This window comes from Pseudoalteromonas luteoviolacea NCIMB 1942 (assembly GCF_001625595.1).
Lineage (GTDB): Bacteria > Pseudomonadota > Gammaproteobacteria > Enterobacterales > Alteromonadaceae > Pseudoalteromonas > Pseudoalteromonas luteoviolacea_A.
In genome coordinates, this window is sequence record NZ_AUXT01000163.1 from 25,996 (window position 1) to 49,084 (window position 23,089).

Sequence of the window (23,089 nt, forward strand, 5' to 3'; positions counted from 1 at the left end):
AATGGAAAATTCAGCGATAGAAACTTTGTTGGCCGAGTTAGACGGCCAAGGGATATTTGTGTATTTAAAAGACGGGCGCCTTAAGCTCAGGAGTCGCAATAGCGATATTCCCGCAGAAAAGTTAGCGCTGATACGTGCCCACAAATCGGAGTTAATCGCCTACATGCAAAGGCACCACCAAAAGATAGGTAGATTATCACGGGCGCAGCAACGTATTTGGTTTTTAGATAAGTATGAAAATCAGCTCAGTGCGTATAATATGGCCGGCCTATTGAAGCTGTCTCAGCCGTTTTCCAAAGCTCAGGTGGCGCTGGCAATTAATACGGTGTTGCAACAATGCGACGTACTTCGTAGTCAATTTCGCCTAGATGGGGAAGCCGTTAAACAGGTAGTTGACCAAGAGGCTGTATTACATGTCAGCGAGATTTTGGCCACAGCAGACGTTGACAACGATGCAGCAGCAGCGCTAATTCAAGACCAACTTCAACATCGCTTTGATCTCGCATCGGATCTATTAGTGCAGGCAAGTTTGATAACACATCAAGGCCGCGGGGAGTGGTTATATCTGTGCATGCATCATATTGTCGCGGACGGTTGGTCAATCAAACTATTTACGCAAGCTCTGTTGGATGAATTAGCTGGTGTTCAGCACCAAGCTCCAGCATTGCAGTATTTGGATTTTGTCCATTGGGAAAGTCAATATCAACAAACGTCTGAGTACCAATCACAGCTTGCATATTGGCAATCCTCTCTGGCTGATTTTACGGTGTTTGAATTGCCAACTCGCGCGCCACGCAGCGTTTACAAGCATTATCAAGGTACTCAACTCAGGTTATTAATGAGCGATGATGAGTCTTCGCAGTATAGCCACTACTGCCAAACACTCGGGATCACCCCTTTTGCAGGCTATCTTGGCATTTTTTACGGTTTACTTTATCGCTATAGCCAAAACGAAGATATTACGGTGGGTGTACCTGTATTGAATCGTGAACATCACGATTTTGAGTCTGTAGTTGGATGTTTTATCAATACGTTACCTATGCGGCTCAAAGTCTCGGGTGAGTTATCGCTGAACGAGCTACTTAAGCAAACGCAGGCCCTGTCTGTTGAGAGTTTGGCTAATCAAGCAGTTGCAGTTGAAGATATTATTGATGTCATTGATCTGGCTAAGTCCACCTCACATTCGGCACTATTTCAAATCTTATTCAATTACAACGGGGTAGTTAAACAACCTCTTTCTAGCGGCACCTTGACTGGCACTTTACAAGAGCTGGATAATTGCACTGCAAAATATGATTTAACGTTGAATATCAATGATGTTGAACATGGTGCTGAGCTGTGTTTTGACTATGCAAGTGCTTTGTTTGACAAGCAGTTTGTCGCGCAATTTGCCAATGATTATAAGTCTATCATCAATGAAGTCTTAAATAACAAAGGGGGTGTGCCGCTAGGTCACATCAAGCTATTTTCAACGCACATGATAGACAGCATATCGGCGTTTTCCCGCGTCGAGGTTGATACTCCAATAACGGTGATTGAAGCCATTTATCAAGGTGCGCAAACACACCCCAATAACACAGCGCTAATTCAGGCAAGTAAAGATGCATCACTCGCTGCTACAGCTTTGAGTTATAGCGCGTTATGCTCACAAGTGGATGTGCTGGCTTCCCGTTTACGGAGCGTAATTGGGGTAAGAAAAGCCCCGCTAACTTTGTTAGTAAACAAAGAGGTGGATAGTGTTATTTGGATGCTAAGCGCTATGCGAGCTGGCATCACTTATTTACCAATAGATATCGCAACGCCGGTTGTGCGTATTTTAGAGGTAATGAGCCAAGCAAGCAGCGATTGGCTGTTGGCACCAGACTCTCATTTGGAAGGACTTCTAGAATTAGAATCGCATAGCATAAAAGTCCTCTGTCCCAGTGCGCTTGGCAATCTGCAAGCTGATATCACTTATACTGCGTTCCCGAGTGCAAGTGATATCGCCTATATCATGTTTACTTCAGGCAGTACTGGCAGGCCAAAGGGAGCCGAGCTAAGCCATGAAGCGCTTGTGCGTTATGTAGATGGCGTGTCTATGCATGTAGAGTTTGGCAGCGACACTTGTGCAGGCGTAGTCACAGGGCTTGCAACTGATCTCGGGTTAACAGGTATATTCCCTGTACTCGTTGCTGGCGGCAGCGTCGTTTTAAGCAATACGCAAGAGCCGGCTATTCTGGTGGACTCATTAGTAAAACAAGGCGTTAATTTTGTGAAGCTAACACCTTCTTTTACCAAAGAGTTGTTGCCTTGGTTTATGTCCGTTGATGGGTTGAAGATAGCTCAGTGGGTTTTAGGGGGAGAGTCCTTGAGCACCCAGTTGGTGACCGACTTATATTCGTTGCCAAGTACAGAGCGTATATTCAATCACTATGGTCCAACAGAAACGTGTATTGGTGTCTGCGCCTTCGAAGTACCAAAAGGGTTTAACGAGCACAGTGTGCCTATAGGTCAGCCGTTTTCACATGTCTCATTTGCAATATTAGATGAAAAGATGCAACCGGTGCCATGCGGCACACCTGGTGAGCTTTTTATTGGTGGCTCTAGCGTGGCTCTAGGGTACGTGAATGATGCAGCACAAACTGCTAAGAGCTTTGTACATTTAGCTGGGAATAATGGTCAGTCGCGGTGCTATTATCGTACTGGCGACCGTGTAAAGTGTAATTTTGAGAATCAAATTGAATTTTTGAATCGCTTGGACAAGCAACTTAAAATCAATGGATTTAGAGTCGATTTGGCTGATATTGAAGCCAAACTGTCGTCACTGCCAGAGGTGAACTCTGCCGCCGTGATCACTCGTGAGATATCAGGTACAGAGACTCTACTGGGATATTTTATTGCCAGTGATAAGGGTCTAGATTCGGCCCAGTATCAGCAACATATCCGCCACCAGCTAAAACAGTTATTGCCTGCGCATTTAATTCCAACTTGTCTCATCAGATTGAACAGTCTGCCAAAATTGGCAAATGGCAAGATAGATCGTGTACATTTACAACAACTTACATTGTCTGTGAATGATGAAAGCCAGGCGCCACAAACGCCATTGCAACGACAATTAATCGCTCTATTTGAATCCGTTACAGGGTGCACAGGCATTGGTATTACACACAGCTTTTTCAGTGTCGGGGGTCATTCATTGTTGGCCATGCGCTTATTGAATGAGATAGCAGAAACGTTTTCAGTAACGCTGAGTTTAAAAGAGATTTTCGCAAGCCCCAGTGTTGCCGAATTAGCTGAATGTATCAAAGAGTATGAAGTGGATACTGCACAGATCGAACTGCGCAATGTGGCTGAAACGTCGCAATATCCACTGTCGTTTGCACAGCAACGCATATGGTTCGTAGATCATATACAGGGTCACAGCCAACAATATAACCTACAAGGTGTTTACACATTGAAAGGCCCTTTGGACTTTGGATGTTTAGAGCAAGCATTTTTACAGGTTATTAAGACTCAGCAGATACTGACTTTTAACTATCATCAAGACGCTGGTGGGAATGTATATCAGACCCATAACCCAGCGCTCACATTTGAGTTAGGTTTTGAAGATTTAAGCGCAATGCCTTCGCTGGCTCAGTCGCATCGAGTAGCCGAAACGGTAGTGCTTGATGCTGAGCAGTCATTTAATTTGTCCACTGAGCTGTTACTGCGGGCAAAAGTTCAAAAACTGGCTGAGCAAGAACATGTACTTCTCATTACGATGCACCACATAGTGTCAGATGGATGGTCCATTGGTTTATTGGCACAAGCTATAGGTAAAGCCTATAGTGGCTTACCGTCAGGGTCGGCTCATGCTCCTAATGTTTTGCGATATTCATACATGGACTACATTGATTGGCAAATGCGTGTTGCGCAGTCGGAAAAATGGCAAGCCAGCTTGGCATTTTGGCAAAAAGAGTTGCATGCGCTGCCGCTTGAGCATGCATTACCGACCGATAGAGATAGGCCTAATAAGGTAATTCAAGGGGGCGGTTTGTTTTGTATCGAGCTGCCAAAAGCCTTGCGACAATCACTCAACGCATTTTGCCAAGAATCTGGTTACACCCTATTTCAGGTCTTAAAAACGGTGTTTAGTCTTTGGTTAAGCCGTGCACAACAGCGACGGGAAGTCGTCATTGCAACACCGATATCAGGGCGTTCAATGCAAGCGTTTGAGCCTCTGATTGGTAACTTTATCAATACGTTAATATTGAGAGATAAGTACACTGATGATATCGACTTTTTGACCGCACTGAAGCAGACGCAAGAGCAATTGGCAACAGTGCAACAACACCAAGATATTCCCTTTGATACATTAGTCGATGAGTTGCAGGTAGCACGTAGTCTGGCATTGCACCCTTTGTCTCAAATTGTGTTTAGGGTTAATAATGAAGTTAATGAAGTGCTGCACCTCGATGGTCTTGAGGTGGCACTACATACGCAAACCAAACGCAATGCAAAATTGGATCTAGAGGTCTCGATCATTGATGATGTGGAGCATTGTGTGGTTGAGTGGCTGTACGATACTGCACTTTGGGATGAGCAAAGTATAGTGGCGTTTAGTGAGCAATATCAGCTGGTGTTACGGCAATGTTTGGCTGATCCTGAGGTGGCGCTATCGCAGCTGCAGTTGTGGTCTTTACAGGCTCAGCAATTGTTTATTACCAAGTCTCAATCGATAGAATTTGTACATTCAGAACCACGACCTTGGGCAAATCAAGTTTCAGATACTGCAACTCGCAACCCCGATAGCGATGCACTGTATTTTGGTGATGTAAAATTCACTTATAAAGCATTAGAACAGATCTCTAATCAGCTCGCGCACTGTTTATTGGAAATAGCTTTCCCTGCGCAAAGTCGCATAGCCCTGCTTTTAGAGTCTGGGCCACTTATTCCAATTGCGATGCTAGGGATCGCCAAAGCGGGTCATGTTTATGTGCCGCTGCATGGAGATACACCAACAAAAGCTTTGGCGCATATTATTGAAGATGCTGAGGTGATGCTGACATTGGCTATGAGTGAAGAAGCCGAAAAGTTGATTGAAGCAGGCACTGACTTTTTATTATTGGATGATGCACTTGAAGTAGACTCTTTGCTCAGTGCTTATCCATCTCACTTACCCAATGCCGATGAATTAGCAGCCTGCGCACTTCCTGAAGCAGAAAGACTCAGTTATATCATTTATACCTCAGGCTCTACGGGCACGCCAAAAGGGGTGCCCATTTCGCAGGGTAATCTACGAGGGTATTTGCAACATGCACTACGTCAATATTTAGGAGCGCAACCACAAATAGCAGGTGCGGTAATGAGCACGCCAGTGGCATTTGACGCAACAATTACGGCGATTATGCCCGCTTTAATGTCAGGTACTCCACTTACCATTGTGCATCAAGGTGCCGAATTGATCCCCGAGATCATTCAGCTGTTGTGGCAAGACGCAGCTCGCCTATTTAAGTTAACCCCTGCACATTTACGCGCTGTTTTGGCGCTCTCTAGCGAGGCCTCTGAGTGCCTGACGCCACACACTGTAGTTGTCGGCGGGGAAGCGCTTGAAAGTGAATTGATTGCCGCGCTGAGAGTGAAGTTACCTCATTGTCGTTGGATAAACGAGTACGGGCCCACCGAGACCACTGTTGGCGTCAGTGTCTTTGAAATTACAAATGAGATGTCCACTGATCAACTTCGGACCACAAAAGATGTGCCCATTGGCCTGCCAATTGAGGGCGTTAATATGTTGGTTGTTGATGAATTTGATCAGCCTGTCGTGCGTAATATGCCCGGTGAGTTGATGATTGCGGGTAAAACAGTCAGTTCTGGTTATATCAATCAGCCTGAGTTGACAGCGCAAAAATTTAGTTTGCGAGCGGTTGCTCAAATGCAAGCGCAAAATTGTTATCGCTCAGGGGATGTCGTGAAGTGGCATGTGGATAATAACGGTTGGCCGGAGTACCTGCGTTATCTGGGAAGATCGGATGAACAAGTTAAGTTGCGTGGCTACCGAATAGATTTAGACGCTATTTTGCATTGTATCAGGACAATTCCAGAGGTGGACGACTGCGCGCTCACCATTGACGATAAACAGCAGGCCATTGTCGCGCATATCGTTTTTAAAGCTGGATACCAACTTGGTGAGCGAGACGTACGTCAACAGCTTAATCACGAGTTGCCACCTTACATGTTGCCCGCGGTGTATCACCCTGTTGATGTTATTCCACTGACGCGCAACGGAAAAGTAGATAAACAAGCACTGATTGACGCGCAGCGTGACAATTTAATACGCAGTGCCAATAAGCCTTGTGCGCATCCAGAGACGCTGACCGAAATGGAGCAGTATTTACTGGATTTATATAGTGAAGTGTTACTAACTGGGCAAATTGGACTCGATGACAGCTTTTTTGAGTTAGGTGGACACTCATTGTTGGCAATTCGTCTAATCAGCCAAATTCGGAAAGAAAAACAAATCGATATTACATTGCCACAGTTATTTAAAACACCAACTATTAGTGCTTTAGCCTCTGTTTTACCACAGTTTGAAAAGCTTACAAAAGATCAAGAAATCACAGTAGCTTCAAGGTCTAACACACTGCCTCTGTCATTTGCTCAACAAAGATTGTGGTTGATTGATCAATTGCAAACAGGCAGTGCGCAATACCATATGCCTGCAAGCTTTATGTTCACAGGAGAATTTGACCTATCTGCCTTTAGTGCGGCGTTAGCCAGTGTGATCGATAGACATGAAGTATTGCGGTCGATAATCCTCCCGGGTACCAGTGGAGAAGCCCCAGAGCAATTACCGCGCAAGCAAGTCGAGACGCCGCTAGTATATAAAGACCTTTCTATGCTGCCACCAAATGAGCAAGCTCAAAGGGAAAATCTGTTGGTAACGCAAGTTTGTGATAAGCCATTTGATTTGAGTCAAGACGTGATGTTGCGTGTCACAGTGATTAAGCGGGAGGAGCAAAAGTACTGGGTGCATTTTAATATGCACCATATTGCCAGTGATGGTTGGTCAATGGCGATTTTAGTACGCGAGTTAATTGCTTTTTACCGCCATCATAGTGACGAACAAAACTTCCCGCTACCTAGCCATCTAGCTAAGCCGCTAGCGATACAGTACGCCGACTTTGCCCACTGGCAGCGCCAAAAAGCCTTTACACAGACCCAAACAGCTGCACTCGAATACTGGAAACAGACTCTTGATGACAGCCCTGTACTGCACCAATTACCGCTAGATTATGCGCGCCCTAAAGTGCAGTTATTGACTGGTCTACGTCACAACGTGGCATTGGATGCCACCACGACAGCCGCTATTCGAGCGCACTGTCAGGCACAAGGAGTGACATTGTTTATGTGGTTACATAGCGCCTTTACGTTATTAGTCATGCGATTAAGTGGGGTTAATGATGTGGCGATTGGCTCACCTGTTGCGGGCAGAGAGCAGCAGACTTTAAATGATTTAATTGGATTTTTTGTTAACACTTTAGTGATTCGCGGCAAAGTAGATACGGCACTGACCTTCAATGCATGGTTAGCACAACAAAAGGACATTATTTTAGGCGCATTTAAGCATCAAGCATTGCCATTTGAGCAGCTGGTCGAGGCACTAATGCCCCAGCGGAGCTTGAGCCATCAGCCAATCTTTCAAATATTATTTGCGCTGCAAAACAATGAAACAGCAGATTTTGCTCTGCCTCATCTACATATTGAAATGGAGCCTGCTGAAGCACCAAGCATGAAGTTTGACCTTGAAGTAAATGCCATTGAGAGAGGAGATGGTATTGAACTAGAGTGGAATTTCAGTAGCGCGCTTTTCAGTGCTCAAACAATCGCTGGTTTTGCGCAAGCTTTTACCAAGTTGATCGAGTCGGCACTGCAAACCCCTGACTTGCTAGTGAGCCAATTACCGATTCTCAGCGAAGCTCAGCAACACGTAATGGCTCGTGTCGGGGCGATGGCAAATACGCATGAATATGCACCATTATGCCTCCATGATAGGTTTGAAAACATCGCTTACCTACAAAAAAATAAACAAGCAGTGAACGATAGCAAAGGAGGAAGCCTCAGCTATGGTGAACTTTGGCAACGCTCAGGTGAACTGGCAAGTCACCTGTTACAACAAGGTGTGCAGGCTGGTCAGCGAATAGCGGTATGCCTCTCACCTTCTGTGGATATGGCGGTTTCTTTGTTAGCGATTTTGCGAGCAGGATGCGCTTATGTGCCGATAGACCCTAAATTACCCTCTCAGCGTATCCAGTTTATTTTGCAAGATAGCCTTGCGGCAGGGCTTATCACTCGAAATGAGTTAAAGCAAACATTAGCCAATCTCTCTGACTCTATTGAACAAACACCGCTTACTTTATTTTGTATCGATGAAGTGGACTCGTGGCAAAATAGCAAAGGGGAATTACCAACATCGAAAGTTAGCGATGTGGCTTACATGATTTATACCTCGGGCACGACTGGTCAGCCAAAAGGGGTGCAAATCACACATCACAATTTATATCACTACTTGTCCTACGTAGTCAGAGATTATACCAACTGCGACTTAGTGAGCAGTGTAGTGAGCACGCCTCTAGCATTTGATGCGACTGTTACCTCGCTATGGGGTGGGCTGTTAGCTGGTATGGGCGTTGAATTTTTAGATGATAACGAGCACATGTTACCGCAACTTGCGAAACACTTGTTCGCGGATAATGCCAAGCTATTTAAAGTGACACCAGCCCATTTGCAAGGCGCTTACGAAATTGCGAATCAGATGTCCTTGCAACGCACATTTAATGTCAAGCATCAAGTGGTTATAGGAGGAGAGGCGCTGGCTTGCGAAGTCTTAAATAATCTCAGCAAGTTTTTACCCAAAGCTCAGTGGGTCAATGAGTACGGACCTACCGAGACCACCGTTGGGACCTGCGTTTACCATTGTAATCACGATATATTGAGCATGTTAAATGACGCTCGTATTCGACAAGTCCCCATTGGCTTACCAATGCCCTACAGCCAGTGTGTAGTGCTAGATGCTGAACAGCAGCTGGTGCCACAGGGGGTAAGCGGAGAGTTGTATATTTGTGGAGAGGGCGTCACGCTAGGTTATATGACTTACTTGCCGCAACACCAAGAAAAATTTGTATATTTGACCTTGGGAGAGCAAAAAGAACGCTTGCGATATTATCGCACTGGCGACAAAGCACGGTGGTTTGTCGATCCCGTTTCGAAAAAACTTCAGTTAAGCTTTGAAGGACGAACGGATGAGCAAATTAAACTGCGGGGCTATCGCATTGAACTTCACGAAATTGAGCATTACTTAAAGCAGTTCAATGAGGTGGCTGATGCCTGTGTATTGCTCAATGAAAAGCAGGACAACCTTGAAGGGTTTATTGTGAGCAACAATCTTGAGCCCGTGGACACCTGCGCGAAGCTGCTCAGTGAAGCAGAACTAGCGTCAATACAAGCGCAACTCGTGACGCAATTACCCACTTACATGTTACCTCATCGAATAATTCAAGTGGCAAGTATACCGCTGACAGTCAATGGTAAAGTGGATACACAGGAGTTACGGAGTGTGGCGTACAACATGCGTGCACAGCGTGAGGTAGTGGCACCGCAAACGGAACTAGAACACACATTACTCACCATTTTTATGCAAGTCCTTGATGTACCTCAATGTGGCGTGACAGACAGTTTCTTTGTGATGGGCGGGCACTCTTTATTGGCTGTTCAGTGCGTTGGCCTGATCCAAGAGCAGCTGGGTATCACGATGCCAATGCGGATATTGTTTGAGCGGCCTAGTGTTGCAGCGCTGGCAAAGTGGATGCGTATTCACGCTTCTCTTGAATCTGTGGCAGAAGAAGAGAGTTCTTCCGACTCTCCGAGTGATTCTTCGAACGATTCTTCGAACGATTCCTCAGAGGAGATGTTTCTGTGAACAGCATTGAACTGCAAGAAATCGAGTCGCTGATAGCCGAAGCACTGGATGCGGGGGTCACTCTATACGCAAAAGAGGGACGTTTAGCATTTCGACAAAAAATGGAGTTTCCAGAGTCATTAAAGCAGCGTGTCGTGGCGAAAAAGCCTCAACTGCTCCGCTACTTTCAGCAGCAAGGGAAAGAGGATAGCAGTTCAACCTTGACTGATATTCCTAAAGCGACAGCGACAAAATATTTACCGCTTAGCTATGCACAAGAAGGACTGTGGTTCATTGAACAATTACAGGGTAGTCGCCAGTATTACATGCCAGCTGAGTTTCACTTACGCGGCCTGATCGATGTCAGTGCATTTAGACAAGCTGTGCGTTTGGTGATAGAGCGCCATGAGAGTTTACGCAGTACATTTCATGCAGACAGCGGTTCTCAAGGCCGTCCGTATATAAAAGTGCAGTCCGAGTTTGAGACACCGTTTGAGTTTTTTGATGTTCGTCACTTGAGTGATGAGAAAAGTGCAGATATTCATGCATGTTTAAATGATTTTCAGGCGTTAGCATTTGATTTGTCCAAAGACGTTTTAATCCGAGTCTTATTGGTTTCAGATAATGATGAGCATTGGCTAGCTTTTAACATGCACCATATTGTTTCAGATGGTGCCTCTATGGCGAATTTGGTCAAGGAAGTAGCCCACTTTTATCGTGCGTTAGTTCGCGAAGAAGCAGTGCCTTTACCGCCGTTAGCTTGTCAGTTTAGTGATTATTCACAGTGGCAAAAAACGCATTTCAATGATGCCTATTTCGAACGGCATATAGATTATTTTAAACGTATTTTAGAAGATAAATCACCCTTACAATCTTTACCTACAGACAAGCCCAGATCAGCACTCCAAAATGAACAGGGTGCACGTTTTACACAAATATTATCGGCGTCGCTTAGCAAAGAGCTAGTATCACTTTCAGCGTCACAACAAAACTCTTTGTTTATGTGGTTTATGAGTGCATTTATGTTGTTTATTGGCCGCATTAATCAGCAGTCTTCAGTGCTTATCGGTACGCCTGTTTTGGGGCGAGATCACCCACAGCTTGAGCAGCTGATAGGTTTGTTCGTCAATACACTGATTATCGAAGCCAAGATAGAACCGCAACAGGGATTTTCTCAGTGGCAAAACGCCCAACAAGCCCGCATTCTTGAGGCGCTAGAATATCGCAGTTTGCCATTTGATAGAGTGGTTGAACTGGCGTCGGGTAGCCGCGATTTAAGTCATCACCCCGTTGTCCAAATTTTGTTTTCCCTGACTCAAGGGCAAGATACAAAGCTGTGTTTACCGGGCTTAGATGTTGTGGAGTCATCATCGAAAGATGCTGACTCCATCGCGGTAAAATGTGACTTAGAGTTACATGTTCAACATCAAGGTAACGAACTAGTATTGAACTGGAAATATGACCGCAATTTATATGAGCGACAGACCATTGCACATTGGGCTAATAGTTTTGAAGTAATGTTAAGCGGCATTGTGGCTGCACCCCATACACCTGTTGGCCAGCTACCATTGCTCAACGAAGCACAAAAGCAAGCGATGTTAGCGCAGCCTCACTATCAACAAGCACATTGGCCCCAGCATGCGAGTATTGTGTCACTGTTCGAGCAGCAGGTTGATAAATGCGCAACGAGAATTGCGCTGACAGATACGGAGTCAACATTAAGTTATGTGCAGCTCAGTCAACGGGTTGATAAATTAGCTGGTGGGTTACAAGCACAAGGCTTAATGCCTGAACAACTGGTGCCAGTGAGCTTATCCCGTGGCGTAGACATGGTTGTGACCTTATTGGCAATTCTTAAAGCGGGAGGCGCTTATGTGCCTATTGATCCCAGTTACCCGGTTGAGCGGATAGAATATATTATCAGTGATGTTGGCAGTGATTTATTGGTGTGTGATAGGCATACACAGGACTTGTTTGCACACTTTAAAGTGAAATGCTTGAGCGTGGAAAGTTTGCTCTCGACGTCATCGCATCAGCCTTTCCACTCAGTACCAATCCGCCCGCAGCAACTTGCCTACATGATTTATACGTCGGGCACCACAGGTAAACCGAAAGGGGTACAAATCGAACATCGCCATGTTGTGCGTTTATTGCACCCCGAGCCCAGCTTGTTTGACTTCAATGAGCAAGATGTATGGACCATGTTTCACTCATTTTGTTTCGACTTCTCGGTTTGGGAAATGTACGGAGCTTTACTGTTTGGCGGCAAGCTCGTGATGGTTAAACAAGGCATATATAAAGACACCACCGCGTTTGCGAAATTATTATTGTCTGAAAAAGTAACGGTTTTAAATCAAACCCCTAGCGCCTTCTACGTACTGCAATCTTGTATGCAATCTTTGCAGTCTCAATCCGCTATTTCCCCGGTGGTGCGCTATGTCATCTTTGGCGGTGAGGCGCTGCAACCTAGTAAAATTAGGCCGTGGTACTCAATGCTGCCAAATTGTCAGCTGATCAATATGTATGGTATTACAGAGACCACCGTCCATGTGACATTCAAGCGTTTGAGTCAAGACGATTTAGCATTGGGGATGAGTAATATTGGTCAGCCTATTCCAACAACGACTTGTTATGTTTTGGACAGTAACCAACAGTTACTCCCTCAAGGTGCTATTGGGGAGTTATTTGTAGGCGGTGATGGCGTTGGGCGAGGTTACTGGCAGCGTCCTGAGCTAAATAACACTCGCTTTTTTGAGGTAAGTTTATCAGCTCGGCATCGTGAACGCGTATATCGCTCAGGTGATTTAGTTAGGGTACTACCCAATGGTGAAATGACTTACGTAGGGCGTATCGACGATCAAGTTAAAGTGCGCGGCTATCGCATTGAATTAGGCGAAATTGAAAATCAGCTGAGGCGACATGACTGGATACAAGAAGCGGTCGTACTTTTAAACACCACTGCGCACCAAGGTGCGACGATCGAGGCCTTTGTCACTAAACAAGATAGCGCACAATTTCAAGATATGACTCAAGAGTTAAAGCGCTTTCTTAAAACGACTTTACCTGATTTTATGCTTCCTCGTAGCGTAACCTGTGTGACGAATATTCCGCTAACTGGCAACGGTAAAGTGGATAAAAAGCAATTGCTTAAACTCATAGGGAATGATGCGCTAACAACCATCTACGAAGCGCCAAAGAGCGACCTTGAGTGTCTTGTCGCAAACGCATTTAAACAGGTTTTAAAGTGCCAACAGGTGGGCCGGCAAGATGACTTTTTTAGTTTAGGTGGCCATTCCTTGTTAGCTGTAGAGCTGATGAACTTTTTACAGTCGCATGAACAAGTATCTGTTTCATTACAGGATATCTTCCAGTTTCCAAGTGTCGCGTCGCTTGCAGAGTGGGTTGAACAAGCTAAATCACAAACAGATGCTGTAGAAGAAGTCGTCATTCCTAAATCTTCAGACGCTCAAAAAGCGCAATTGTCATATGCTCAGCAGCGGCTTTGGACCTTGGATGCCATTAAAGCGCCGTTGCAAGACACTGCGCTTTATCATGTGCCACTATTATTCGAAATTGAAGGGCAGCTCGATTGTCATGCATTAGAACAGGCTTGGCTTCAGGTCGTTAATCGCCACGAGGTTTTACGCACGATTTATAAAGAGTCGGCACAAAAAAAGGTGATGCAGCAAGTTCTGCCCATACAGCAGATGCCCATAAATGTGCTCGATATGAGTGGCGCAAGCACAGCAGAAGTTGAGTTGGCTTGGCTTAAAATGCAAAGGGATGACAGCCAAAAGGTTTTTGAACTAGACCAAGACCTTATGGTACGGGTGTATTTGTTAAAAGCCTCACCACTTCATTTTAAGTTGTTGATTAATATTCATCATATCGCCTGTGATGCCCACTCTTTACGGTTGATTGTTAAGGATTTTTCGCAAGTGTATTCAGACATACTTGCAGGTAACCCAAGTCAAGCCGTTAGCACGAACTCAACAAGCAAAATAAGTTATATCGATTATGCGAATTGGCAAAGGGCCTACTTGCAGGGGCAAGCATATGAAAGGTTGTGTGCATTTTGGCAAACCCATTTAGCCGATGCGCCCGTTGTACATCAATTGCCTCTTGACAGTGCGCGTAAAAAGCAAGCTGAACAGTTGGGAGGACAATATATTCATCTATTGGATGAGCAGCGGGCCGCACGGATAACTGCCCAATGTCAAGGCTTGGGGGTCAGCTCCTTTATTTGGTTACACTCTTTGTTCTCGCTATGTGTTGCGCGTTTTAGCCATTGCCAAGACGTAGTGGTAGGTTCGCCATTTTCAGGGCGAACTGCACATCAATTAGATAATGTGGTTGGTTTTTTTGTTAACACGCTGCCAATACGTATGCGTTTTGATGAGCAGATGACGTGGCAAGAATTAATCGCTCAACAAAAAGCAGTTATTTTAGCGGTCCACCAAAACCAAGGTATGCCGTTTGAAAGAATTGTTGATGTGCTTCATCAGCCGCGTGATTTGAGTCACCATCAAGTTTTTCAGATAAGCTTTGCCTTTGATCCAAAAGACGACAGCATGCTGGAATTGGCCGAGTTGAAGGTTACGCCCACTGTGAAAGACCAGATAAGCGCAAAGTTTGAGTTAGACCTAACCTGTAGTGAGACCGAATCGGGGTTAAAACTCAATTGGGTATACAACAAATCATTGTTTGAACATGCCACCATTGAGTGTTTGGCAAAGGCATTTGATGCATTAGTGCAAAGCGCTTTGGCGACACCAAATCAAAAAGTGTCCATGCTGCTAATGACGAATAAAAACCATTGGCAAACGGCCGTGATACAAGGTTCTAAACAAGAACTTGAATCTGGGAGTGTTGTTACCCAAATCCTTAGGCATAGCTCAGATACGGCAATTTGGCAGCGCACTGCTTTGATTGACGCTGATGGTCGCAAAATGAGTTATCAAGCGCTAGATAGTGCTTCACAAGATTTGGCGCAACGGTTAGTTGCGGCAGGGGTGAGAACTGAAGATAAAGTACTGCTTTGCTTACCTTCTGGCATTGACTGGGTTGTTGCCATGTTTGCGGTGATGCGGATTGGGGGATGTTATGTTCCATTAGACCCGCATTACCCAGAAGCTAGGATACGTCACATAGCTGAAGATAGTGAATGTAAGTGTGCAATTACTTATGGTGCGTTTTCAAGTACCTTAATGCAGTGCATTACGTCATCACAACAGCTTATTTTATTGGATAATGGCTTGGCGACATCACACCCAGTGACCCCAAATTTGCCTGTTTCAGAGATTAAAAAGTCACACCCTGCCTATGTAATTTACACATCAGGAACCACGGGGAAACCAAAAGGTGTCGTGGTGCCACATCAAGGTTTGAGTAACCTATGCCAATGGCATCAACGTGTATTCAAAGTCGACAGTGACAGTGTTGCGACACAGACCGCCAGTGTGGCATTTGATGCCGCAACCTGGGAAGTGTGGCCTTATTTATGTGCAGGCGCCACACTGACCTTTGTATCACAAGCCACATACAGTGATGCTCAAGTACTAACCCAATGCATGAATGAGTTTGCTGTTACGCATTGCTTTTTAGCAACGCCCATTGCTATGGCGGTGATGTCTGGCAATGCTTTTTGCCCTCGTGATTTAGCGTATCTGTTGGTGGGTGGGGATAAACTCAGCAGCATCGATGTTAGTCGCTTTGACTTTAAGCTCGTCAATAACTACGGCCCTACAGAAGCTGCCGTGGTTGCAACTTCAGGTGTCGTGCACAGTGCATTTGAAACTATTCCTGATATTGGTGGGCCTATTGATAATACTCAGTTATTCATTCTGGATAAGTACGGCCAGTTACAACCTCGAGGGGCAATAGGAGAGCTCTATATTTCGGGGGCAGGGCTGGCATTGGGCTACCTCAATCGCAAGCAACTGACCGAAGAACGTTTTATAAACTGGCGAGCGCCCGATGGTGAAGTGATAAGGGCATTTCGAAGTGGTGACATGGTTCGATTACGCAAAGATGGCAGCTTAGCGTATCTTGGACGCAATGATGAGCAAGTGAAATTACGCGGGTATCGGATTGAACTTGACGAAATAGCGGCGCAATTGCAGCTCGTTTCGGAAGTAGAAAAGTGTACCGTATTGATGTGTCTGAATGCGAATAACAACAAGCAACTAGTGGCATTTATAGTGCCATCACGCGGCACGCCAGAGCAGTTTTGTGCTCGCACGGTAGAAGAGCAGCTATGCAAAGTGTTACCAAACTATATGCTACCAAGCCACTATATTGCACTTGCTGCTTTTCCTTTGACTGCGCATGGCAAAATAAATAAGCGCGCACTACAGGCGCACTTTGAAAGTTATTGCGCTCAGCAAACCACAGATTTATCGCTGGTGAAGCGTACTCACCCAACTGTGTTACAAGACCAATTATTGTCGTTGTACCGAGATGTACTAAACAGAGCTGAATTCACTACGCAAAGCGACTTTTTTACCTTTGGTGGTGATTCTATTCTCAGTATTCAGCTTGTTAGCCGTGCGCGTAGCTTGGGCGTTGAGCTTAACGTTTCTGATATATTCACTTATACCAATGTGGCAAAACTCAGCGAACACTTAGCTATGACACAGCAAACTGTTGCACCAGGCATTCAACAAGCGCAGTGTAACGGTTTTTTGGAACCTCTGCCTGCTCAACAATGGTTTTTTGAGCAAACATTCTCAGCCCCAGAACACTGGAACCAAGCAGTTATGGTATCAGTAGACAAAACGCTCAGTGATACTGATATACATCAGTCTGTAGCTTGTTTGATGCGTCTTCACGACAGCTTACGGTTGGTCGTTGATGGCAAGCCGCAATCGAGCTCACTGCGGTTTGAGCCAATAATAGAGCCACAGCAAGTCGTAGAGACATTGGATATTAGCAAAGTTACGAATTGGCATACCGAGTTACAAATGCAGTGTAATTTAGTGCAGCATTCATTGTGCTTTGATGGCAGCCCGCTGCTGCGAGTTGTGTATATCGACACCCCTACAAGCGAGCAGTCTAATCGCTTGATGCTTGTTGCTCATCACTTGCTAATTGATGGCGTATCTTGGCGAGTATTGTTAGAAGATCTAGCTCAATGTTTGCAAGCGAGTATAGATAGCCAAGCGATGCCAGAGCGCTCATCGCAAGCGAATCTGCAGCAAATAGCTGCTCACTTCAAGAGTTATGCGCAGCAACTTGACAGCATGGAGACTTGGCTGAATTGTGTTAAAGCTGCAAGCCAGCAGCACTTTTTTGCGCAATCGACCGCGAACGCCTGCAATGAAATCGCACAATTACAGCTAAGTTTGTCTCAGACCCAAACACAGTCACTACTAACGCATGCCAATCGCCCTTATAACACCGACATTCAGACACTTTTGTTGGCAGCACTGCAATTTGCTGTGATACAGCAGTATCAAGTGCAATCACAAGTGGTAATGATGGAAGGGCATGGTCGAGAGTTGTTACGAGATGCGTGTAAAGGCAGCGAAACCATAGGTTGGATGACTGCGATTTATCCGCTGCACTTGTTTGTGAACTCCAATGGCTTAGAAGATGTCATCTGCGCGACCAAAGAAGCGCTGAATTCTTGCCAATCAAAAGCCAGTGAATATGGCATTCTGCGCTATATGCACCCAGATAAAATGTGCCGAGATGCGTTGCAAATAGATACGAGGCAGCTTATATTTTTCAACTACTTAGGTCAGCTTGATACAGTGATCAATCAGCATGGGTTGCTCGGTGATGCAACGGAAAGCTGTGGCACTCTTATCAGTGAAAATAATCATAGCTATTATGCTATGCAACTGACCGCAGCGGTTAATGGTAACTGCCTGACTATAAACATGGACTACGATAAAGCCAAGTTGAATGTGTCAGAAGCTGAAGCTTTTAAAAGTCAGCTAATGCAGGCATTAGAGACGATAGTGGCCCACTGTGAGGGGGTACCAAGTCGCTGCTATACTGCTAGTGATTTTCCACTGTTATCCGCTTGTTCCCAACGTCAGCTTAATCAGTTAATCGAAAAGTACAGTGATGTTGGCGTCGCTGATATCTATCCACTGAGTCATTTACAGCAGGGAATGTGGTTTCAAAGTCAATTAAGTACATCGGCAATCCGCCCTTATCTTGAACAGAGCCGAATGATTTTCAAAGGCGATTTTGATTGTGAGGCATTTGTCTACGCTTGGCAGCGAGCAATTGATCAGCATAGTATCTTGCGTAGTGCGTTCAACACCCTAGATGGTCAACCGGTTCAGATAGTGTTAGAAAGCGGCGTATTACCTGTACGCATTGATGACAACCTCAACATTCCTTTCAGTGAACAAAAGAATCACCTCGATACTATGGCAGAGCAAGAATATCAGCAGGGTATTACATTGACGAGTGCGCCTTGTATGCGATTACGCTTATTGCCCATGGGCAAAAAGAGTTGTGGGTTTGTATGGACTTACCATCATATGATCATGGACGGTTGGTCAGTGCCCGTACTTTTCAGTGAGATCTTGCGTTTCTATCAAGCTCGTATAGAAGGTACAAATGCGCCAACTATGCTTGATAACTACGCGGACTTTATTACGTGTTTGGATACAGAGACGCCTCAAAGCGCGATACAGTTTTGGCAATCTTATTTACACATTGCTGATGAGCCAACCCTGCTCAGTGAACATTTGAATACTGATGCAGTGGCAGATGATTGTGAGTATAAAGAGCAAACATTACAGTTGCCACTAGCACTTTGCAGTCAAATTAGCCGCTGTAGCGCAAAGTTCGGGCTTACGGCTAACCATGTGATCCAGAGTGTATTTGCATACTGGCTGAGTGTATGTTGCCAAAGCCAATACGCTTTGTTTGGGCAAACCATTGCAGGCCGTCCGACCGAGTTAAAGAATATGGAAAGCCGTGTGGGGGCTTATATTAATACCCAAGCGGTATTGGTGCCCATTGATGTGAACATGGCTGTGCAAGATTACCTGTTGGCATGCAAAGAAAATTTCGCAGCGTTAACTGGATTCACCCAAAGCGCGCTGAGTGAGGTGCAGAGCTGTAGCAAGATAGATAACAGCCGAGAATTATTTGATGTTTTGTATGTATTTGAAAACTTTCCTCAATCGCCTTTAGGTGTGCAGGCACAAATGCCCTTTGAAGTGGAGTATCGAAGCGAAAGAGATCAAACACATTACCCGCTGACATTGGCTGTCTCAGGCCGGGAGCAGTTATCTCTTACCGCATGTTACCAGAGTCATTTACTCAGTGATGCAAGTGCAACGCACTTTTTAGCGATGTTAGCGCTATTAATTGAGGAGGTCTGCAAGGCGCCGCAGCAAAAGTTAAGCCAGCTCCCTCATATATTACCAAATGAGCGAGGCGCGGATAAGTCTCTGTTAATTCCCGCAGCCAATATAGAGGTACCGGGTGATCAAACAGGGGACTCTATGCCAAAGCATTGTTCCATCGCTAAGGTATTTGAAAAGGTAGCAGCGCGATATGAACACGATGATGCGGTCGTATTTTACGACTGCGCAGCTAAGACTCCGACACAGCGCTTAAGTTACGGAGCGCTCAATAAAAAAGCCAATCAACTGGCTATGTGGCTGAAAGCGCAATTCGCCCATTTATCGACTCAGCCAATAGTGGGAATTTGCGTTGCGCCTGGTGCAGACCTAATCATTAGCATTTTAGCAGTGTTGAAAGCAGGCGGTGCCTACCTGCCCATCACATCCACATTACCAGAAGCAAGAAAGCGTTTGATTGCAGATAACGCAAATGCTGTGCTAATCCTTTCGGACAAACCCATATGGCAGAATGAGCAAGCCGGCTGTGAAACCTATTTGCTTAATGAAATAGAGATTACCCAACAGAGCTCGCCTGCCAATATGGCTGCGGCATCTTCACCTTCTGATCTCTGCTATGTGATTTACACTTCAGGGACTACAGGAGTGCCCAAAGGGGTGATGGTTGAACAAAAAAGTGTTCTGAGCTACGTAAATTTTTTGTCTCGACAATACAAAATCTCCAACCGAGATAATTACCTGCAATTTGCCAGCTTTAGCTTCGATGTATTCGCCGAAGAAATATTTTGTAGCTTATTAAATGGCGCTACGTTGGTTATGAGTGAACAATCGAGGCTGTTAGATGTACAGATGCTGAGTGCGCTAAGTTATCAGGCGGATTTGACTCTATTGAGTCTACCAACTGCTTATTGGCACCAATTGAGTGCTACGTCGCTGACATTGAACCCTCAATTACGTGTTATCACCGTGGGCGGAGAGCAAATGCAAATAGCGGCTCTGCGTGCTTGGCAAGATCAACAAGGCGAGCGAATTCGATTGATCAATGCTTATGGCCCCACAGAGACAACAATATCAACGACATTACAGGATGTAACAGCCTTTAAAGGTGATGAAATCGCCATTGGTCGAGCGGTTGCAGGTATCAAACTGCATATACTAGATACTCACCTCAAGCCGGTGCCAGACTATGTGGCTGGAGAGTTGTATGTCAGCGGTACTGCCCTTGCTCGTGGCTATCTTGGCGATTCTGAGAAAACGGCGCAGGCTTTTATAACAGATCCAGGTACTGGCCTGAGACTCTACAAAACGGGTGACAGAGTAAGGGTCAATAGCCAACACGAGCTTGTTTATATAGGTCGTAAAGACAATCAAGTGAAAGTACGTGGTTATCGTATTGAGCTTGCAGAGGTCGAGCGTCAGTTATTGGCTTTAGAAGGTGTTTGTCAATGTGCTGTGGTGGTTCGAAAAGATACCAGCAACCATACTCAGCTGGTGGCCTTTGTGGAATTGTTAGACCAACACGCTTCGACAAACGAACTACTTGAACAGCTTAAAGTGCAGCTACCCAGCTATATGGTTCCACATCTCCTCGTCTCTGTTGAGCATTTACCTCATACAACAAATGGCAAACTGGACCGAAAAGCACTAACACAGCAAGCTTTGCAACAGAGTGCAGATCAAGCTGCCTACTTAGCGCCAAAAAGTGTGCTGCAAAAGAGTTTGGCAAGGCAGTTTGAAGCGCTGCTTAAGGTCGAGCAGGTTGGCCTTGATGATGACTTCTTTTTACTTGGTGGACACTCTTTATTAGTGATGCGTTTGGTCGCTGAGATTGAAGTGCATCTAAATATCTCGGTACCTTTGGTGATAGTGATACAAAACCCAAGTGTAGGGGCGCTGGCCAGCTATATAGAGGAACAAAGATCTGCTCAGCGACAAAATGAACCTCAATTACGTACTTTGATGTGCCTCCAAGATGGAGAGAGTGGTTTCACGCCTGTGGTGCTTATAGCAGGGGCTGGTGGGATGTTGATGGCGTTTCAGCGCTTAGTGGAAGAGCTAGATTCACGGATCCCTGTTTACGGTCTACAGCCGGATGAAATAGCCGGGGAGCCCGCCATTATTGGTTCGGTAGGAAGCACCGCTGCCCACTATTTACAGGCAATACAGGCAGTGCAACCGGCTCATTTGATTGGCCATTCATTTGGTAGTTTTATCGGCTATGAAATGGTGCAGCAAGCGACATGGGGTGAAGTACGTTCATTGACGGTAATCGACACACCATTGCCGACTCAACCGATGTACAGCGTCGACGAAGCTCAGATAAGTAAGTTTATGTTGGACAATCTTTGCGAATTTTTCCATTTAACACCGCGACAAAATGAGATTGCCCACTATATTCAAATGGCTGAATCGACAAAGTTAACGATCTTAGCCGAGTGGTTAGAGCAAGCAGGTATATATTTTTCTAAAGCACAACTCGAACGCTTTTATCAGGCATATAGAGCGCAGTTGCTAGCGAAAGTATTCGTGAATGCGCCATTGTCAGAATTACCCGTTACTGTGATAAAAGCTTCGAAGACAACGGTGTTTGAAGGGCGAGAAATTGAATTAGATATGGGATGGCGGCGTGTGGTTAAGGACATCAAGGCATTGGAAATAGATGGTGATCACCTTTCAATTTTACAAAACCAAGAGGCGTTAAATCACCTCGTGGTAGAGATAGAAAGTAACTACATACTGCACAAATAAATGTAAATATTATGTTGTGATTTTATCTTACCTAGTTAAGGATGGGAATAGAATGGATCAGTTACTAGCGCTCGATAGTGAGGCCAGCGTGGCCACAAGAGATAGGTTTATTCATGACCTATCGGCTCACAAGCAAAGTGGATTAGCTTGGGTAAAGAGCCATATACAAGAGATCAATGCATGGGTAGACAAGGATGGCGTGGCATTACTTCGTGGTTTGAATATAGTCAGCACAAACCAGTTTAGCAGCATTTTAGAAGCTATTTTTGGTGAGCAGTTAAGCCAGTATGTATACCGCTCTTCACCACGCACTGCACTGAGAAATAATGTTTATACCACAACGGAGTACCACGCCGCTCAGGTGATCTTGCAGCACAATGAAAATGCGTATTCGAATTGCTGGCCGATGAGAATGGGGTTTTTCTGTGTCGTTCCAGCAAAAACTGGTGGCAACACCCCACTTGCTGACAGCCGAGAAGTTTATAAGCAATTACCGATTGCTCTGTGTGACAAGTTCGAAAAGCTCGGTGTGATGTATGTCAGAAATTACGGAGACATAGACTTACCTTGGCAAGAAGTGTTTCAGACCCAAAGTCAGGAAGAAGTGGAAGCTTACTGCTGGAAGAACGACATTATTTTTGAGTGGAAGTCTGACAATCACTTACAAACCAAGCAAATTCGACCTGCGGTGGCAATTCATCCACAAACAAAAGAAAAGGTTTGGTTTAATCAAGCGCATTTATTTCATTGTTCCAGTATCGATAATCAGATGCCGGAGTCGATGCGTGAGAGCATTGGGCTAGACAGGTTACCTCGCAATGCATATTTCGGTGATGGTAGTGAGATAAGTGCAGAAGATATTGCAACGATCAATGAGGTCTATAAGTCACTGACCTTTGCCTATCAATGGCAGCGCAATGACATTATGCTGCTCGACAACATGTTGTATACCCATGGCAGAGAGGCATATACCGGGACTCGTAAGGTCTTGGTTGGTATGGCCAAAGCGGCATATTAATGCTTTGGTATAGAAGCTAGATGAGTTTTGTTAGTAGTAGAGAAGTTGGCAAATTAACTTAACAACTCTAAGGAA

General features: G+C 45.2%; 3 protein-coding genes. All 3 read left to right on the forward strand.

What is annotated here, in order from left to right; genetic code table 11:
- Position 1: 1 nt before the first annotated feature.
- From N482_RS12670 to N482_RS12680, 3 genes are read left to right on the forward strand one after another with little or no spacing between them, the layout of a single operon-like run.
- Positions 2 to 9,937 carry a non-ribosomal peptide synthetase gene (locus N482_RS12670; protein ID WP_063377380.1) on the forward strand — a complete coding sequence of 3,312 codons (9,936 nt, stop codon included), beginning with the start codon at positions 2 to 4 and terminating at the stop codon, positions 9,935 to 9,937.
- Entirely contained in the window at positions 9,934 to 21,996 is a 12,063-nt protein-coding gene (locus tag N482_RS12675; RefSeq protein WP_063377381.1) for a non-ribosomal peptide synthetase, read from the forward strand. The genes N482_RS12670 and N482_RS12675 overlap by 4 nt, the downstream gene beginning before the upstream one ends.
- 52 nt (positions 21,997 to 22,048) lie before the next feature.
- Positions 22,049 to 23,014, forward strand: coding sequence for a TauD/TfdA family dioxygenase (locus N482_RS12680; RefSeq protein WP_063377382.1), 966 nt, complete (start codon positions 22,049 to 22,051; stop codon positions 23,012 to 23,014).
- Positions 23,015 to 23,089: the final 75 nt, after the last annotated feature.